Here is a 17,707-nt window from a genome sequence, read left to right as displayed (position 1 = left end):
TTTCGGACGCTCGATTGGCGAAGGTACCGGTTAACTTCGGCGCCTTCTCGTTCGCTTTCGCCTCCCTCGAGGCGTTTGCCGTCGCGTTCGAGATGATAATCGTCGTGCTGTCCAGCATCGTCGGCGGCGCGGCCTATCACCTCTTTTACTACCACACGGTTTATAGCAACAGCTTCGAGGGTTTTCTAGGGATCGGGGTCCTCGCCGCCATCCTTCACATGTTCGTGGCGAAGTCGCAGGGCCTTTACGATGCGCAGGTGCTGGCCGGTCTCGACCGGCGCTGGAGCAGCCTGCTCGGCGGATGGCTGCTGGTCGTTCTGCTGATGACCCTGATCATCTTCCTTTTGAAGGTGGGTTCCGGCGTCTCGCGCGGGTCGGTGCTGTCATTTGGCCTGATCGGCGGCCTCGGGCTGGTCGGCGGACGGATGCTGCTGCAGGCGCCGCTGCAACGCGCGATCGACCGCGGCATGCTGGCCACGCGGCGCGCGGTCGTGGTCGGGATGGCGGACGAATTGTCCCGGGTGCGGCAAGCGAGCCTGCTGCGCGATTTCGGCCTCAGCGAGGTGCGACGGGTCCAGCTCTCCGGATCGTCCGACGACGCCGGCGACCGGACCGCCGTCGCGTCGGCCATTCTTGCAGCCCGCGAGTGCGGCGCCGACGAGATCATCCTGGCCATGCCCTGGCAGCAGGAGCCGCGCATCCAGTTCGTGTGCGATCAGCTGCGGGCATCGCCGCTGCCGGTGCGGCTGCTGCCGGACCGGACCGCGGAGCGGTTCCTGGCACTGCGAATGGTGGCGACCGGCCCGATCCCGACGCTGGAAATGCAGCGCTCGCCGCTTACTTCGCTCGAGCGCGCCGGCAAGCGACTGTTCGACATCGTGGCGTCCAGCGGCCTCCTGGTGCTGTTCGCGCCGCTGCTGATCGGAACGGCGATTGCGATCAAGCTCGACTCCAGGGGGCCGGTCCTGTTCCGGCAGCGCCGCAACGGCTTCGACGGCAAGCAATTCACCATTCTCAAATTCCGCTCGATGCACGTGCTCGAGGATGGCGATATCATCACGCAGGCCCGCCCGAACGATCCGCGGCTGACCGGGATCGGCGCGACCCTGCGCCGCCGCAGCATCGACGAATTGCCGCAGCTGGTGAACGTACTGCGCGGCGACATGTCGCTGGTCGGGCCGCGGCCGCACGCGCTGGCGCATGACGACAAATATTCGAAGCTGATCGCGAGCTATGCAGAGCGCCAGCACGTCAAGCCCGGCATCACCGGTCTCGCGCAGGTGCAAGGGCTGCGCGGCGCGACGCCGGCGATCGAGGACATGCAGCTGCGGGTGGCGCATGACCTCATCTACATCAAGAGCTGGAGCTTCGTGCTCGACCTGCGCATCCTGCTGCGCACGGTCGGCGCGGTGTTGCGTCACAAGGGTATCTGACGGCTGGGCATCTGGGCGCCAGGCGCGCGTTACTGCGGAATGCTCTGGTTGGCGTCCTTGAACTCCGCCTCGATGATGCGCCGGTTGGCGTCGCCAGCCACGCGATAGGCCTGCCCGATCGCGCCCTTCAGTTCCGGCGCCCGCGTGAGGATCAGGCGGATCTGCCGCTGCAGCAGGTCGACCAATTCGACATCGCGCGTGGTGTCGACTTGCGCCAGGAGGATCAGGCGCGGCGCGATCAGATCGCTGCGGTTGAAGCCGGTATAGTAGGACATCTTGAGCGCCTTCGACGCGGTCGGGTTCAGCCAGTCGAATCGTCCGGTTGCCGAGGCGAGGCCGAACCAGGCGCCGGCGTCCATCGGCGAGAGGCGAAGCGCCCGCGTGAACGCGGCTTCGGCCGCCTCCGGTGACGTCTGCAATTGGCTCCAGCCGTCGCGCAGCCACAGCTCGCCTCGGACCATGCCGACCTCTGCGGCGATCGCCGGTTTGGCGCGCAATGCATCGGCGGCAAGCCACCAGGCCGACAAGGCCAGCGTCGCCGCGCCGATCGCAGCGGCGGCCGGCACGAAGGCCGGCGAGAGACGCCTCGCATTCCGGCCGATCGCGTCAGCCATCGTGTTAGCCATCGCATTAGCCATGGCGCGCGGCCCGGTTGCCGGTCATCAGCAGGGTTCGCCGGGCTCCCTCGAGCTTGACGCAGGTCAGGCGGCCGGTCGCATAGGCACCGGTGTCGACATTGATGCGGTTGCGCAGCAGCTCGGCCTCATGCACCGGCGTATGGCCGTGGACCACGACCTTGCCGAAGTCATCTTCCGAGATCAGGAAGTCGTCGCGGATCCAGAGCAGATCCTCCTTGCGCTGCTGGTTGAGCGCGACGCCGGGCCTGACGCCGGCATGGACGAAGAAATAGCGTTTGTGCACATAACAGAGCGGCAGCGAGCGCAGGAAGGCGAGATGGGCCGGCGGCATCTGGCGGATCAATTGCCGGGCGAGCGCCCTGCGTTCGGAAGCGTCGGGATTGGGCGAGGGCGTCAGGCCGTAGGACATCAGCGTTTGCAAGCCGCCAAACTGCCGCCATTGCGCGAGCATGTCGGGATTGACGAGAAATTCCAGCAGGCAGGCCTCGTGATTGCCGAGCAGGCAGACCATGCTGCGGGTGCGGCGGCGTTGTTCGAGCATGGCGATGACATCGCGCGAATCCGGTCCGCGATCGATATAGTCGCCGAGGAACACCTGGATCGGTCGCGCCGGCCGGAACCGACGGATGTCGGCATCGATGCGGGCGCAGATCTCGTGCAGCAGGTCGGCATGACCGTGGATATCGCCGACGGCGTAGATGCAGGTCTCGTCGCCCTCATGTTCGAGATCGCCGGTCTGGCCGACAAGACGCTGGAGGAAGCTGCGCATCTGGCGTCTAGCCCGCCTGCGACCGTGAACGGCTGATCCGCTGTGCCAGTCCTGTTCCGATCACGGCTCCCAACACGATCACTCCGGGCAGCGCCGGCAATTCCGGCAAGGTGAAGCCAGCAAGCAGCAGCGTCAGCAGGACGGTTGCCGCCGATGCAGGGTAGGACCAGTCGCGGCCGCGATTGCGCGCACCGGCCGTGAACGCTGCGATGCCGACGATGATAGCCGCAACTAGAGTCCAGAACATGGCGGAACCGAATTGCGCGATCAAGGCCGCCGCGCTGGTCGCAATCACGGGGCGCGTGGTGGCGCCCTGCCAGTCCATATAGGTCGACGCCAGCGTTGCCGTGGCGCCGGCGCCGCTGCCGAGCGCGGGCAGGTCGGCGAGCAGATTGTGGGTCGATTGCACGAACTCGGACGGTGCATGAACAAAGGCGACCGCAAGCGGCACGTCGGGATGACGGTTGCCGATCGCCGTCGCCAGGGCGATCAGCGCGATCGCTGTCGCCGCAGCAGCGCTGCTCCTGCGGTGCAGATGAAGTTTCCGCGCGGCGAAGGTCATCAGGACGAGGGCGATGCCCGCGGCGATCGCGATCGCGGCGCCGCGCCGCCCAACCCAGCAGGCGCTGGCGGCGCAGAGCAGCGCGCCGGCAGCGAGCAGCCAGCGCAGCCGTGTCAATTGGGCGGCGGTGCGGCCATCGGCGTGTCCGCCGACGTCGAGCGCGCGCGCAAGGCCGAGCGGAACGCCAACGAGAACGACGACCAGGAATCCGTTTGCCGTCTCATCGCGTGCAGCGCCAGACCAGACTTTGACCGGATCGCTTGATAGCAGCAGGATCAGGGCCGCGACGGCCGCGGTTGCTGCAACGGTGCGGGCCACCATATCGGCGCGGCGGGCGTCGATCGCGACAGCGGCGGCGGTGATCATGGCTGACATGAGTGACAGCCAGATCAGCAGCGCGCCGAGGCTTGCGCCGGCGTCGATCGTGATGCTGCCGCTGAGCTGTGCCCCCAGCGTTTCGCCGGCGAACTTCCACACCGGATGCGCCAGGACCGCCAGGGGAAGCATCTGCAGGACGATCCAGAGCACCGGCAGAAGCGCCGCCGCAACAGCGGGACCGACCACCGACTTCAGGAACGACAGCTCACCTGGACGGATCGCCACGAGGCTTGCGAGCAGCCCGAGCGACGTCGCCGCGCCGACGAGACCCGTCGCGAGCGATGCGTCGATGAGACCGAGCGGAATCGACGCCCCGATCAAGATGCAGATGAAGGCCGTGACGTTCCACACGAGAGGGGGAGGTCCTGCAGAGGATGAGACGCAATTCAGCGGGATGCCCCGGGCTTGCCGCGAGGTCAACGGAAATCGGGCACGCCAAAGCGGGCAGTGTCATGCCCTGCTATTGCGAACGGCGCAGGGCGAGACGTGGCGTCGAGGTGCGGGACCAGAACAGCGGCGCGAAGGCGCCTGCCAGATATCCGATTTGCAGCGCTACGAGCGCAGCGATCATGAGCAGCGCGGTTTCCGACCACGACAGGCGCGCGACTCCGATGGCGGCCAGCAGCGCGAGTTCCACGAGCGCCACCGGTGCCAGCACCAGATAGTGCTGGCGCAGCCCGAGAACGGCGCCGCCGATCAAATTGCCAAGGAAAACAAATAACATAACCAAACCCTGCGCCCGCATGGTATCGGGCCGGGCCTAAGCTGGGGTTAACCCGCACGTCGCAGAGCCGCCGGCGCGGTGCCGGCCTACGCTCGAATGGCCTGTGGTTTTGTTAGTCAATTAACATTCAGAACGGGCGCAGATCGCCGTAACTATAGGCCGCCCAATAATCGCGGCCGCCATACGGTCCATAGGCGCCGTAAAGCGGCGCGCAGGAGTAGCGATCGGGACAGCCGTGCCAGCAAACCCGTTTCCACTGGCAGACGTCGCCACGACAATATTGCAGCCGCTGACAATTGCCGCTGACCCGTTGCACGGCGCGCGGGGCCGGGGAAACGCTTAGTTCTGCGGCGAAAACCCCGGAGCCGCCGAGGGCGCCTAGCAGCGGCAAGGCGACCATTCCCAACGCGATCGCGGGTAGCTTCCTGCGGGCCATCGAACCCTCAATCGGTTAACTCAAACCATCTCATTCACAGATAACGGGGAGATCGGACGAAAGCAAAGCCGGAGTGACGGCGCGCGGGGCTTTGTCTCACGGCGGTGCGCCGGTGTCGCCGAATTGCCTCACCTCGCTAACATTATTTATCAATTGCATCGCAATATATCGCGGAAACTTGTGATTGTGATAGTCGGCGTGTTACGGCACGGCCGGAGTATTTAGATGTCGCGTGCGATTTTCATTCGGGTGATGTTATTGCTTGCGGCCGCCTGTTGGGTCAGCGGTTGCCATTACATGCCGACCAACGGTCCGACGAGCTCCGATGTCGTGGCCGGGCAGCGCGATCCTGAAAGCCTGCCCTATGCGATGGTCAAGATCACACCGCAGATCGAGAACGTGCTGGCGTCGTTCGCGCCGCAACTCGCCGGTGGCATCCAGGGCCCGCCGCCGAAGGACATCCGCTTCGGCATCGGCGACGTCGTCAGCGTCACGATCTTCGAGGCCGCCGCCGGCGGCCTGTTCATTCCGGTCGAGGCCGGCGTGCGTCCCGGCAACTACATCACGCTGCCGAACCAGAACGTCGATACCGACGGCAATATCTCGGTGCCCTATGCCGGCGCGATCCGCGCCAAGAACCGCACACCGACCGAAGTGCAGCGCTCGATCGTCGATGCGTTGAAGAATCGCGCGATCGAGCCGCAGGCCGTGGTCGCCCTGATCGAGCAGCGCACCTCGCTGATCTCCGTGCTCGGCGAGGTCAATTCGCCGAACCGCTTCCCCGCCAATGCCGCGGGTGAGCACGTGCTTGACGCGATCACGCGCGCCGGCGGCCCGAAAGGGCAGGGTTTTGACACATGGGTCATGCTCGAGCGCGACGGCAAACGTACTACGGTGCCGTTCGGCCAGCTGGTCTACGAGCCCAAGAGCAATATCTACGCCCATCCCGGCGACACCATTTATGTCTACCGCGAGCCGCAAACCTTCGTCGCCTTCGGCGCGTCGGGCGCGCAGGGCCAGTTCAATTTCGAGGCCTGGCGCATCTCGCTCGCCGAAGCCGTTGCCAAGGCGGGCGGCCTGAACGACTCCTCGGCCGATCCGGCCTCGGTGTTCGTCTATCGCGGCGAACTGCCGGAGGTGGCCGCCAAGCTTGGCGTCGACGTCAGCAAATATTCAGGGCCGATCATCCCGGTCGTCTACAACATCAATTTCCGCGATCCGGCCGGCTATTTCCTGGCCACGCGTTTCCAGTTGCGCAACAAGGACGTGCTCTATGCGTCGAACGCGGCATCCGTCGAGGACGCCAAGGTGATGCAGCAGATCCGCCTCGTGACCGCAACGGCGAACGATCCGATCGTGGCCGCCTACAACGCAACCCTACTTCGTAATTCGATCAAGCTTGCGCCCTGATATTGGGGCGTGAGCCGGCACGGCCGGCTTCATGACACGTTTGCGATTAGCTTCCGGCTCAAGCGAGGCGACGGCGTTGCCGTGGCCGGTGCGCTGGTCATCGTGGCTGTTCTGCGCCGTCGTCGCTTTGGCGCCGCTGCCGCTCGGCTCGGTCGGTACGGTTGCGCCCGCGATCTGGTCCATCCTGCTCGGGATTGCACTGTTCGGGGTGTTGCCGATGCGCCTGCGCGGCAGTCAGCTCATGATCCTCGCCGTCACGGCGTTGTTGACGGCGCTTGCCATGCTGGTGCTGCACGAGCAGTCGGTCGTCCGGCCCTGGTCGGGTGCGGCGCCGAACGCGTTGTGGGCGCAGGCCGGCAGATTGCTGCCTGCCGAGCTGCCGCCGGCCGTGTCGATCGCGCGCGGTCAGCCGTTCTATTCGATCGGCGTCGGAATCGTTTGCCTGCTCAGCTTCGCCATCGGCGTCGTGCTCGGTGCCAACCGCGGACTGGCGCGCGGGTTGTTGCGGGCGGTGGCCGCAGCGGGGCTGGTCTATGCGATCTGCGGCATCATCACTTTCGTGATCGATCCCACCCGGATCTACCTGCTGCACGAGAAGCAGGCGCACCTGGCGTGGCTGACATCTCCCTTCGTCAATCGCAACACTGCCGGCATCTATTACGGTTGCTGCGCGCTGATCTGGCTGTTGTTCGGCTGCGAGCTGATCGAGCGGCATTGGCCGCCGCGCCGTGCCGGCCTGTCACGGCTGCTCGCGCGCCTCGATATGCCGGCGCGGCGCCGGCTCGCCGGCCATGCGTTCGGCTGGCTCGCTTGCCTGCTGGCGATGTTTCTGACCGGCTCGCGCGGCGGCGTCGGGGTCTCGCTGCTCGCCGCGGTCGCGGCTGTCGCGATCTTTTTTCGCAACCGGGTGCCGCGCCGCTACGGCATGATCGTGGCGCTCGGGGTCGGCAGCCTGGTCGCGCTGGCACTGCTGCAGCTTCTCGGCGGCGGTGTCGGCGCGCGCTTCAGCACGATGGGCCTGTCCGATGAGGGACGGTTCTCGACCTATCGCGCAACGTTGCGGATGATCTGGGATCACCCGTGGCTCGGCGATGGTTTCGGGACCTTCGAATGGGTTTATCCGGCCTATCGCACCGACGACATCTCGCTGCGCGGGACTTGGAACCGGGCACACAACAGCTGGCTCGAACTGGCGTCCGACGGCGGAATGTTAATGGCCGGCGCCGCCATGATCGCGCTGCTCGCGGCGTTCGTCGTGCTCGCGCATGGCGTGCGGACCCGTCGCCGCGACGTGATCGTGCCGCTCGCGGCGCTCTGCGCGTCGGTCGCCGGCGTACTCCATTCGATGATCGATTTCTCGCTCCAGATCACCGGCTATGCCGTTGTTATCGCGGCCTTGCTCGGGGCAGGCCTGTCGCAATCCTTCCGCTCCGGCCGGGGCGCCGGCGGTGGCGGCTCCGACCGTGACGCCAGTGTTACGGTCGGGCTGCCGGTTAACGCTGATTTCGCGCGCCACGGCCCGGCCGCGGCCGGCGCGGCTATTTAATTGGCGCGATAACTCTGACTATGCTAACGAACTGTTAGTATTCGTTAGGGAGACGGCTGTGTTCACATTTGAGCGATCCGGCGGCTTTTCCGCCCCGCGCCTTGCGATGTTGGTGATGCTGGTGCTCGCGACACCCGGTGGCGCGGCGCTGGCGGAGACACCTGGCGGGCTGATACAGCCGTCCCAGGCGGTCACCAATTTCAAGGCCAATCCCGAGCAGTTGCTGACCCAGTATCCGAATGCGGGCGTGGAATTGACCTCGCGGGCGCGCGATTTCGCCCTCAACGATCCGACATCGCTCGATCCGCTGATCGCGCTGCTCGCCAAGGCAAGCAAGGACCAGAAGACGGCGATCGCCGCCGGTCTCGCCCAGGCCGCGCGCATCGTGGTGCGCAGCAACCAGCCCTACGCGACGCGCATCCAGCAGGCGATTGCCGACACCAAGGATCTCGACACCGTGATGGCGTTTGCCGCTGCGTCGGGTGACAGCGGCACCGCGGCGACCGGCGCCGGCGGCGCGGGCAGCGCCGGTGCATCCGGCGGCCAGACCAGCGCGCTGGGCGCCAGCGGCGCCGGCGGCGGAACGCTCGAGGCCATCGACGGCAACAGCGTGAACACCGGCATCTTCAGCTTCACCTCGTCGGTCAGCAGTTCGGGCAGCACGACGACCGGTACCGCCACGGGCACCGGCACCACACTCATTTCAACAGTTACCCCCTGAGCGGACGTCCGATCGCCAATGGAGAACTTTCTGCAGCAACGCGCTTCGGTGTCGGCGGCGGGACGCTTCCCAGGATCATTGGAGGGCGCGAGGGCAGGATCCATCCTGCCGGCGCGGCGATAGGACGAGATGCTTCAGCGCAACCAGATTTCGCCGTCTGTCGATCTGAGAAATCGTCCGGCTGAATTGCCGTCGCTGGCGGAAACCTTTGACGCCTTCGTCACCTATCTGCTCCGGCAATATTGGGTCATCCTCGGGACCGCCGCGCTCTGCCTGTTCGGCGGCATCTGCTATCTGGCGACGGCGGCGCCGAGCTATACGGCGCTTGCCACGATGATCATCGACACGCGCAAATTCCAGGCCTTCCAGCAGCAATCGCCGGTGAGCGAGGCCCCCGTCGATTCCGCCGCGGTCGAGAGCCAGGTCGAAATCCTGAAGTCGGAGAATGTGGCGCTCGCGGTGATCCGCGACCTCAAGCTCAACGAGGATCCGGAATTCGTCGGCTCCAGGGCCGGCGCGGTAGGAGCCGTGCTCGATTTCGTGTCCGGCCTGCTCGCCGGCGGGGCGCCGCCCACCGAATTCGACCGGACCCGGCGCGCGGTCCGCACGTTCCAGAAGCAGCTCGACGTCCGCCGCCGCGGCATGACCTATGTGATCGAGGTCAGCTTCCGCTCGCTCGATCCCGAGCGCGCGGCGCAGATCGCGAACGCCGTCGCCGACGCCTATATCGTCGATCAGCTCGATTCCAAATATCAGGCGACGCGCCGCGCCAGTGTCTGGCTGCAGGACCGCATCCAGGAGCTGCGCACGCAGGCATCCAACGCCGAGCGCGCGGTGCTCGACTACAAGAAGACCAACAACATCGTCACCTCCAGCGGCAAGCTGCTCAACGAGCAGCAGCTCGGCGAACTCAACACCCAGCTGCTCCAGGTGAAGTCGCAGGTCACCGACGCCAAGGCCAAGCTCGACCGCATCGAGGCGGTGGTGAAGGGGGGCGTCCCCGATGCGACGGTGGCCGATACCCTGAACAACCAGGTCATCACCAAGCTGCGCTCGCAATATCTCGAGCTGGCCAACCGCGAGGCCGACTGGTCGTCGCGCTACGGCTACAATCATTTGGCCGCCGTCAACCTGCGCAACCAGATGCGCGAGATCCAGTCGTCGATCATCGATGAACTGAAGCGGCTCGCCGAGAGCTACAAGAGCGACTATGCGATCGCCCTGCAGCGCCAGAACGAGATCGAGCGCGCCGTGAACGACTCGGTGTCGCAGTCGCAGTCGACCAACCAGGCGCAAGTCACGCTGCGCGAGCTCGAGAGCTCGGCGCAGACCTATCGCTCGCTCTACGACAATTTCCTGCAGCGCTACATGGAAAACGTGCAGCAACAGTCGTTCCCGGTCAGCGAGGCGCGGGTGATCACCCGCGCGTCGCGTCCGCTCAGCAAGAGCCATCCGCAGACCTTGGTCGTGCTCGCGCTCTCGGCGCTCGGCGGCCTGATCGCCGGGCTCGGGCTCGGCGTGTTGCGCGACCTCTATGACCGGGTGTTCCGCACCGCTGAAATGGTCGAGACGATCCTCGAGGCCGACTGCGTCGCCATCGTTCCCCGCGTCTCGCCGGGCCAGATCAAGGCGCCGGTCGCCAGTCGTCCCAGTCTGCCGATCGGTCCGCGCACGATCCGGCGCGGCGACGAGCCGGTGCTATGGGCGGCGATCGATTCGCCATTCTCGCGGTTCTCGGAAGCGATCCGCTCGATCAAGGTCAATGCCGACCTCAACGTCACCAAGCCGTCGAAGATCCTCGGGCTGACCTCGGCGCTGCCCAACGAGGGCAAGTCGACGTTGGCCTTCGTGTTTGCGCAACTGGTTGCCCAGAGCGGGGCCCGCGTGCTCCTGATCGATTGCGACCTGCGCAATCCCTCGCTCAGCCGCAAGGTCGCCGCGACTGCCGAGCGCGGCATCCTCGACGTGCTGTCGAACAATGCGACCTTGCAGGACACGCTATGGCGCGATCCCGAGACCGGCCTCGCCTTCCTGCCTGGCGCCACGCGATCGCGCATCGCGCATTCGCACGACGTGCTGGCCTCCGACCAGATGAGGGATTTCATCGACGGGGCCCGCAGCCACTATGATTACGTGATCGTCGATTTCCCGCCGCTCACGCCGGTGGTCGATGTCCGCATCACCGCCCACTTCGTCGATTCCTTCGTCTTCATCGTGGAATGGGGCAAGACGCAGGTGCAGGTGGTCGAGCGTGCGCTGCGCAGTGCGCGAGCGGTCAACGAGAACCTGCTCGGCGTCGTGCTCAACAAGGCCGATATCGCCGCGATGAGCCGCTATAGCGGCTATGGCGGCAAGAACTACTATTACAACTCGCACTATGGGCGATATGGCTACACCGAGTGAGACGCACGGCGGGTTGCCCGGGCGCGCAGCCGCCTGGCTTGCGCGCGGCTTGCTGGCCGCGGTCGCGTGCTCGTCCGTCGCCTGGGGCACGACCACCTTGCCGGACTTTGTCGACCAGACCCGACTCGACGGCGCAAAGGACCTGATCCTTCGCAACGTACCGGTCAGCGACGCCGAGCTCGATGACCTCGGTCTGCTGCTGTCGCGCGCCGTGGCGGAGAAGTATTGCATGCCGGCCATCGATCGCAGCGCGGCGGTGATCCGGCTGCGGCTCGCCGAGAACGCGCTCGCATCCGGCGAGCAGGTCGACGCCCGGATGGGCGAGCTTGACGAAGCTGTCCGCAAATCGCTGGGCTGCGCGCCGGCCGATCCCTATCTCTGGCTCGTGCTGTTCTGGCTTCGCAATATACGGCAGGGCTTGAGCGACGCCAATTTCGACCTGCTGCGGATGTCGTACCGGCTCGGACCCAATGAGGGCTGGATCGTGGTCAAGCGCAGCGCGATGGCGCTCGCAATGTTCGACGCGCTGCCGCCTGACCTTTCGTCCGACGTGGTTGCCGAGTTCGCGCGTCTGGTGAAGACCGAACTGTACACCGAGGCAATCGATCTCCTGAAGGGGCCGGGCTGGGCGCACCGCGACACGCTGCTGGCCGGCCTTGCAGCTGTCCCGCAACGGAACGTCGACATCCTGACCCGCACCATGGCCGACATTGGATACGATCTCGACCGCCGCTCGCCGGCGGAACGCCGCAATTGGGAGCGCAAATCATACGACCGCCTCGACGAGCCTGCCCGAATGCCGCCGGAGGCGAGCGCTAGGCCATGACGATGGAATTTTGCATCGGACAGCACAACGCGCATTATGAGGGCGTCTATTCGGCGCAGGAGCGCGACTGGCGCCGCGTCTGCGCGGTCGACAAGGCCGATCATATCGCCGGCTTGCTCGGCGCAGCCGCCGCGAAGGTAGGCAATGTGCTCGAGGTCGGCTGCGGCACCGGCGCCGTGCTGGCGCGGCTGTCGGCGATCGGCGTCGGCCGCGACTTCACCGGCATCGACGTGATCGATCCCGCGACCAATCTGGAGATCGACGGCGCCGCTTCGGCTCCGTTCCGCTGGTCCAGCTATGACGGCGTGACGATCCCGTTCGCCGACGGATCGTTCGACCTCGTCTATGCCAGCCACGTCCTGGAGCACGTGCCCGAACCGCGCGCATTCCTGCACGAGCTCGCCCGGGTCGCGCGGACCTTTGTCTATGTCGAGGTGCCGTGCGAGCTGCACGCGCGGACCAATCGCCGGGCGTTGCAATCGACGCTCGACATCGGCCATATCAATTTCTACACGCCCGACACGTTCCGCCTGGTGCTGGAGACGGCCGGGCTCCGCGTCACCGGCTTCGGCACCTATGATCACAGCCTGCCGGTTCATGCGTTCCATTCGTCGCGGGTGAAGGGGCTCGCCAAAAGCATTGTGCGGAAGTCGCTGTTGTCGGTCGGCCCGGCGTTCGCGACCCGGCTTGCGACCTATCATTGCGGGGCGCTCTGCCGGCGTGACGAGGCGCAGGCGCTGCCGCGGGACCGGTAAGCCATGGCGCCCCGCGTGGTCGTCTTCAACAACATGATCACACCCTACACCAACCGTCTCTACAACGAGCTGGCCAGCCGCGGGCTGGATCTCGCCGTGCTGTCCTGTACACCGCAGGAGGCCGATCGCTCCTGGGCCGGCTCGTTCACGACGCGCTACATCACGCGCACGGTGCCGGGTGTATCGATTCCGCTGTCGCGGTCGCGTCACACCCATGTCAATATCGGGGTCGGGCGCGCCTTGAATGCGCTCGCGCCCGACCTGCTGTTCGTGAACGGTCTTTATCCCTCGATGCTGGCGGGCGCGGCATGGGCGCGCGCCAACGGCAAGGCGCTCGCGCTGACGATCGACGGCTGGCGCGAGACGATGCCCAACACCGCCTATCACCGTCTGGCGCGACCCTGGCTGCTGCGCCAGTGCGACGCAGTGGTGTGTTGCAGCGACAAGGGCAGGGCGTATTTCCGCGGCGAAGGCGTTCGCGCCGACGATCTGTTCGTGGTGCCGTTGGTGCCGGCATGGGATCCGCCGGCGATTGTGCCGGCATTCGACGACCGTCCATTTCATCTGCTCTGGTGCGCCCGCCTCAATGACGGCGCCAAGAACGCGATCTTCTTCGAGAACGTCGCGATCGCGCTTGGCCGGATCGTGCCCGGACTGAAGGTGCGCGTGGTCGGGTCGGGTGCAGCCGAGCGGCGCATGCTGGCTCGGCTCGGCGGTGCCGGCATCGATGTCAGCCACGACCGCTATCTGCCGTGGCAGGCGATATCGGACGCTTTTCTGCAGTCGCGGCTGTTGCTGCTGCCTTCACTGCTGGAACCGTGGGGCCTGGTGTGCAACGAGGCCCTGCAGTGCGGGGTTCCGTGCCTGGTGTCGCCCCATGTCGGGGCAGGCGGCGAGTTGGTCCGTGACCAGGACAACGGCTATGTTTGCGCGCTCGATGAACAGGTTTGGGTCGACGCGGCGCGCGGCTTGCTCGAACATCCCGCGCACTGGGAGGCGATGTCGCGGCAGGCCCGGCAGAGCGTGCGACGCGATGCGCTTGCCGACGCCGCGGCGCGTTTTGCGGCCGCGGTCGATCATCTCTTGAGGGCTCCGGCCCGGCAGGAGGCCGTGCAATGATTGGCAGATGGTGGCTGCGAACCGATGTCTTTCTGCACGCCTATCTGGTGATGGTGCTCGGCTGCATCTATTTCCTGTTCAATTTCATCGAGGGCATCTCGTTCGCGGAAAGGGCCGGGGAATCCACGCTGTTCCGCGGCGCCTGGCTGCTGCTCTACATCCTCCTGGTGCTGCACATTGCAATCGATCGGAAGCGCTTCGGCCTGCTGATGCTGCAGTCGCATCTCTATCTGACGTTCATCGCCTTCGCCCTGGTATCACTGGCGCTGAGCGCCGACCCCGCCGGCTCGTCGATCAAGTTCGCGATGTATCTGTTGACCACGATGTTCTCGGCGTGGGTCGTGATCAGCTGCCCGGTCGATCGTCTCGTCGATGCGCTGTTCCGGATCGGGATCGTGGTGCTGATCGTTCACGTCCTGCTGTTTCCGGTGATCGGCTCGCAATGGGATTACGACCCGCTGCATCGGCCGACGGTGCTCGGAACCCAGGCCTATGCCGGCGTGTTCGGTCACAAGAACCTCGCGGGCGCATTCTTCGGTCTCATGGTGCTGATCTGCTTCGTGCGCATGCTGGCAGGACCGCGCCGCCAGTTCGGCTGGACGCTGCTGCTGATGGGATGTCATCTTTTTGCGCTCGCCGCGGCCGGCGCCGCAGGTCCGCTGATCAGCATGTTGACGGCGCTTGCCGTGACCTTCGGGCTCGTGCTCGTGGTGCTCGGGCACAGGGGGGCTGCCTCGATCTATTGGCTTGGCCTCGCTCTTGTTGCGCTTGTCGTGTTCGTCCTGCCGAGCGACGAGTTGTACGGGCTGGTGGGCCGCAGCGGAAACCTGACCGGCCGCTCGTTCCTCTGGTCGGTCTGGCCGCACTTCTTCTGGCAGCACCCCTGGCTCGGCTACGGGTTTTCGGGATTCTTCAACGAACTGCCGAATTCGCCGGTGAACGAGCTGACGAGCATGGCGCCGTGGAATACCGAGTTCGGCTCGTTCGAGAATTCCTATCTTGACGCCTTTCTCCAGTTCGGCCTGCTCGGCGGTGCGCTCTATATGCTGCTGCTGGCGCGCGCATTGTGGAACAGCATCGTCTTCGCGTTCGAGCGGAGAGGGATGTACTGCATGGCACCATTCGCGATGCTGCTGTTCGTCGTGATCGCGTCGGCCAATGACTCCAGCCAGCTGCTGCACAATTATTTCGGCTGCGTGCTGGTGTTCTGGTGCTATTTCGGCCCGGAGGCCAGGCTGCAGATGGCGCCGCGGCGGACATTCAACAGATTGCGGGTGAGTGAGGCGTGAGTGCGTTGACCGACAGGCTGGACCGGGTGGCGGCTCAGACCCGGGTCGCCGGTGCCATGAGCGGATTGCTTCGCCGGCTGCGGCATGCCGGGGGCAATGTCGCGCTTGGCCTGATCGATCAGGCGCTGCTGAGCGGGTCTGCCTTCGTGCTGACGATCGTGCTCGCCAACGTGCTCGACATCAATTCATTCGGCAGGTTCAGCGTCGCCTGGGCATTCTCGATCCTGATCGAGGCGGTGTTTCTGCGCGGCCTGTTCGACGACGGGCTGCCGGCGACCGCGCATCGCATCCCGAAGTCGCTATGGCCGCAGCTGCGGCTCGGCCTCTATCTGTCGTCGCTGCTCGTCTCGGGTGCGCTCGGCCTGCTGCTGGTGGGTGCGGGGCTTGTGATCGCAGCCGTCGGCGGGGACGCCGGCGGGCTCGTGATCGCAACCGGGCTCGCGATCCCGGCGGTTCGGCTGCAGAGCATGTTCCGCCGGATCTGCTATCTCGACGGGCGACTGCCGCGCGCGCTGGCGTCCTCGCTGACCTATTGCGTGGCGCTGGTCGTCTCGGCCGGGCTGATGATCGCGCTCAAGCTCGCCGGCGCCGCCGCGGCGATGGCGTGTATCGCGATCTCGGCCGCGCTCGCCGGCAGCCTGCTGCTGGCCCACACCCGCGAGCTGGCCTGGCCGCAAGCCAGAATCTTCCGCGGCTCGCTGCGGCGGCTGTTTCGGAACGGGCGCTGGTTCGTCGCGACCTCGCTCACCTACTGGATCGGCAGCATCGGGCTGATCCCGGTCTGCGGCTTCCTGATCGGGCTGGACGCGAGCGCGTCGCTGCGAATCCTGCTGTTGGTGTTCGCACCGCTCAGCCAATTTTGCGCGACGATGTTCTCGGTTCGCCTGCCGGAAATCGCGGCCGAACTGCGCGCCGGCCGGCGCAGCGCGGTCGCCGCTGCCGCGCGCGAAAATGCCCTGTTGCTCGGATCGATCGCCGCGGCCTATGGGGCGGCGGTCGTGCTGCTCGGCCAGCGCATTCTGGCGCTTGTCATCCACGGACAGAGCTATGAGATCGGCACCGGCAGCCTCGCCTTGATGGGCGCTGCGATGGCGCTCGACGCGGTGTGGCTCGGCCTCGCGCTGCCGCTGTTTGCGACCGGCAAGCCGCAGCGGTTCATGCTGAGCCGGATTGCCGGCCTCGTCGCGCTGTGCTGCGTCCTGCCGTTCGCAGCCGAGGCCTGGCAGGTGATGGGCGCGGTTGCGGCGATGGTGGCCTCCAGCGCGGCGTCGGTGATCACGGTTGTGCTGACCAATTCGGCGCGGGAGCGGACATGACCGACGACGCGCGCGGCGGCTCGCTCGAAAAGCTGCATATCGGTGCCTTCAATTGCGGCATCGACGGCTGGATCAATACCGACATCACGATGCACCTGTGGATCGCGCGGGTGCCGTTCGCGGCGAAAGCGCTACATCTCGCCGGCATGCTGAGCGATGCCCGCTATGCCGAGCATCGCCAAGGCAAGTTTGCCGGACTGCGCCACATGAACCTGACCAAGCCGCTGCCGTTCGCGGATCGCAGCCTCTCGGCGGTGTTCAGCGCGCACGTCTTCGAGCACCTGTTTCCCGACGAGGTCGAGCGGCTGGCGCGCGAGATCGCGCGGGTGCTGGCGCCTGGCGGGGTATGTCGCATCGTCGTCCCCGACATGGAGCGGATCGTCGCGCTCTACGATCCGGCGGCGCCGCTGGCTTTCCTCAAGGGCGTTTTCGAGATCGATCGCCGCAAGGAGGCCGCCTTCGCGCATCACTGGGGCTTTACCCGCGCCTCGCTCGCCGCGCTATTCCGCAACGCCGGCTGTTCGGAAACCTACACCCGTGCCTATCGCGAGGGGGTCTGTCCCGACATCGACCGGCTCGACAACCGGCCGGACGAGTCGATCTTCTTCGAGGCCATCAAGTGAGCGCGACAGGAAAATCGATGCATCGTAGCGTGAGGGATCGCGCATGCCGTGCTAGACCGGACCGACCGGTAGCAGGAGACTGACCTTGCTGGGTGCGATTCAAGCCCGATTTTCCAATGCAGCGCGCCAGCGGCGCGGCGAATTCCTCGTTCGCACCGTGAACCTGCCGCTTGATGCGAAAATCCTCGATCTTGGCGGCGGAACCGGCCGCCACATTCGCGCGATCCTGCCGCGCCATACCGACATCACGGTCTGCGACATATCTGCCGATGATTTGAAGGCCGCGCGCGAGCGCTTTGGATTCAAGACGGTCCTGCTCCGGGAGACCGAGCGCCTGCCGTTCGACGATCAGGCGTTCGACTTCTGCTTCTGCTCGTCGGTGATCGAACATGTCACCGGGCCGAAGCAGGATGTCGTGACGATCGAGGACGAAGCGGCGTTTCAGAGCATCGCGCGCGCGCATCAGAACCGTTTTGCGGGCGAGATCTCGCGGGTCGCAAAGTCCTTCTACGTGCAGACGCCGTACCGGTACTTTCCGATCGAAAGCCATACCTGGCTGCCGGGCATCATCGTCTTGCTGCCGAGGCGGCTGCAGATCGCGCTGATCGAGCGATTCAATCGCTTCTGGTTCAAGCGCACCGCGCCCGACTGGCATCTGTTCGACTGGCGCGAGATGACCGAAACGTTTCCGGACGCGAAGATCTATCGCGAACGCTATCTCGGCATGACCAAATCGCTGATGGCGATCAAGGCCTGAGG

General features: G+C 65.8%; 17 protein-coding genes. 12 read left to right on the top strand and 5 right to left on the bottom strand.

All coding sequences use genetic code 11. The features are described from left to right. Positions 1-14 precede the first annotated feature (14 nt). Entirely contained in the window at positions 15-1,433 is a 1,419-nt protein-coding gene (locus J2R80_RS36320) for an undecaprenyl-phosphate glucose phosphotransferase (RefSeq protein WP_253640272.1), read from the top strand. A 29-nt stretch (positions 1,434-1,462) separates the two neighbouring features. Here J2R80_RS36320 and J2R80_RS36315 read toward each other — a convergent pair whose 3' ends face one another. The 5 genes from J2R80_RS36315 to J2R80_RS36295 all read right to left on the bottom strand — a co-directional run bounded on the left by J2R80_RS36315 (position 1,463) and on the right by J2R80_RS36295 (position 4,940). Further along, the gene (locus J2R80_RS36315) at positions 1,463-2,047 is read right to left on the bottom strand and encodes a hypothetical protein (protein WP_057020211.1); all 585 of its coding nucleotides are present in this window, start codon (positions 2,045-2,047) and stop codon (positions 1,463-1,465) included. A gap of 16 nt (positions 2,048-2,063) precedes the next feature. Further along, positions 2,064-2,840, bottom strand: a complete 777-nt coding sequence (locus J2R80_RS36310; RefSeq protein ID WP_082654012.1) for a metallophosphoesterase family protein — start codon at positions 2,838-2,840, stop codon at positions 2,064-2,066. 7 nt (positions 2,841-2,847) lie between these two features. Next, the gene (locus J2R80_RS36305; protein ID WP_141342558.1) at positions 2,848-4,131 is read right to left on the bottom strand and encodes a hypothetical protein; all 1,284 of its coding nucleotides are present in this window, start codon (positions 4,129-4,131) and stop codon (positions 2,848-2,850) included. A gap of 109 nt (positions 4,132-4,240) precedes the next feature. Next, positions 4,241-4,525 carry a hypothetical protein gene (locus J2R80_RS36300; protein WP_141342559.1) on the bottom strand — a complete coding sequence of 95 codons (285 nt, stop codon included), beginning with the start codon at positions 4,523-4,525 and terminating at the stop codon, positions 4,241-4,243. Between the two features lie 106 nt (positions 4,526-4,631). Beyond that, positions 4,632-4,940 (bottom strand): hypothetical protein, encoded by a 309-nt coding sequence (locus J2R80_RS36295; protein WP_141342560.1) that lies wholly within the window; start codon positions 4,938-4,940, stop codon positions 4,632-4,634. Between the two features lie 225 nt (positions 4,941-5,165). Here J2R80_RS36295 and J2R80_RS36290 point away from each other — a divergent pair, with 225 nt between their 5' ends. From J2R80_RS36290 to J2R80_RS36240, 11 genes are all read left to right on the top strand, one after another. Further along, on the top strand, positions 5,166-6,350 hold the full coding sequence (locus J2R80_RS36290) for a polysaccharide biosynthesis/export family protein (protein WP_194295410.1): 1,185 nt from the start codon (positions 5,166-5,168) through the stop codon (positions 6,348-6,350). 31 nt (positions 6,351-6,381) lie between these two features. Next, positions 6,382-7,896, top strand: a complete 1,515-nt coding sequence (locus J2R80_RS36285) for an O-antigen ligase (RefSeq protein ID WP_253640271.1) — start codon at positions 6,382-6,384, stop codon at positions 7,894-7,896. Between the two features lie 58 nt (positions 7,897-7,954). Next, entirely contained in the window at positions 7,955-8,617 is a 663-nt protein-coding gene (locus J2R80_RS36280) for a hypothetical protein (RefSeq protein ID WP_253640270.1), read from the top strand. A 129-nt stretch (positions 8,618-8,746) separates the two neighbouring features. After that, positions 8,747-11,020, top strand: a complete 2,274-nt coding sequence (locus J2R80_RS36275) for a polysaccharide biosynthesis tyrosine autokinase (protein WP_253640269.1) — start codon at positions 8,747-8,749, stop codon at positions 11,018-11,020. Then, positions 11,004-11,846 (top strand): hypothetical protein, encoded by an 843-nt coding sequence (locus tag J2R80_RS36270; RefSeq protein ID WP_246786740.1) that lies wholly within the window; start codon positions 11,004-11,006, stop codon positions 11,844-11,846. Before J2R80_RS36275 ends, J2R80_RS36270 begins: the two co-directional genes overlap by 17 nt. Continuing rightward, complete coding sequence (locus J2R80_RS36265; RefSeq protein ID WP_141340799.1) at positions 11,843-12,601, top strand: class I SAM-dependent methyltransferase; 759 nt, start codon at positions 11,843-11,845, stop codon at positions 12,599-12,601. The genes J2R80_RS36270 and J2R80_RS36265 overlap by 4 nt, the downstream gene beginning before the upstream one ends. Before the next feature lie 3 nt (positions 12,602-12,604). After that, positions 12,605-13,720: a glycosyltransferase family 4 protein gene (locus J2R80_RS36260; protein ID WP_141340798.1), complete on the top strand. Its 1,116-nt coding sequence runs from the start codon at positions 12,605-12,607 to the stop codon at positions 13,718-13,720. Next, positions 13,717-15,009 (top strand): O-antigen ligase, encoded by a 1,293-nt coding sequence (locus tag J2R80_RS36255; protein WP_141340797.1) that lies wholly within the window; start codon positions 13,717-13,719, stop codon positions 15,007-15,009. The genes J2R80_RS36260 and J2R80_RS36255 overlap by 4 nt, the downstream gene beginning before the upstream one ends. Then, positions 15,006-16,325 carry a polysaccharide transporter gene (locus J2R80_RS36250; protein ID WP_253640268.1) on the top strand — a complete coding sequence of 440 codons (1,320 nt, stop codon included), beginning with the start codon at positions 15,006-15,008 and terminating at the stop codon, positions 16,323-16,325. The genes J2R80_RS36255 and J2R80_RS36250 overlap by 4 nt, the downstream gene beginning before the upstream one ends. Next, positions 16,322-16,948: a class I SAM-dependent methyltransferase gene (locus J2R80_RS36245; protein ID WP_057020219.1), complete on the top strand. Its 627-nt coding sequence runs from the start codon at positions 16,322-16,324 to the stop codon at positions 16,946-16,948. Before J2R80_RS36250 ends, J2R80_RS36245 begins: the two co-directional genes overlap by 4 nt. Positions 16,949-17,033: 85 nt before the next feature. After that, a complete protein-coding gene (locus tag J2R80_RS36240) occupies positions 17,034-17,705 on the top strand; it encodes a class I SAM-dependent methyltransferase (protein ID WP_057020220.1) in 672 nt (223 codons plus the stop codon). Positions 17,706-17,707: the final 2 nt, after the last annotated feature.

Source organism: Bradyrhizobium sp. USDA 4541 (assembly GCF_024171085.1).
In the GTDB taxonomy this organism is placed as follows: Bacteria; Pseudomonadota; Alphaproteobacteria; order Rhizobiales; family Xanthobacteraceae; genus Bradyrhizobium; species Bradyrhizobium australafricanum.
Note: the sequence above shows the minus strand (reverse complement) of the source record. Positions and strands in the feature narration are given on the sequence as shown.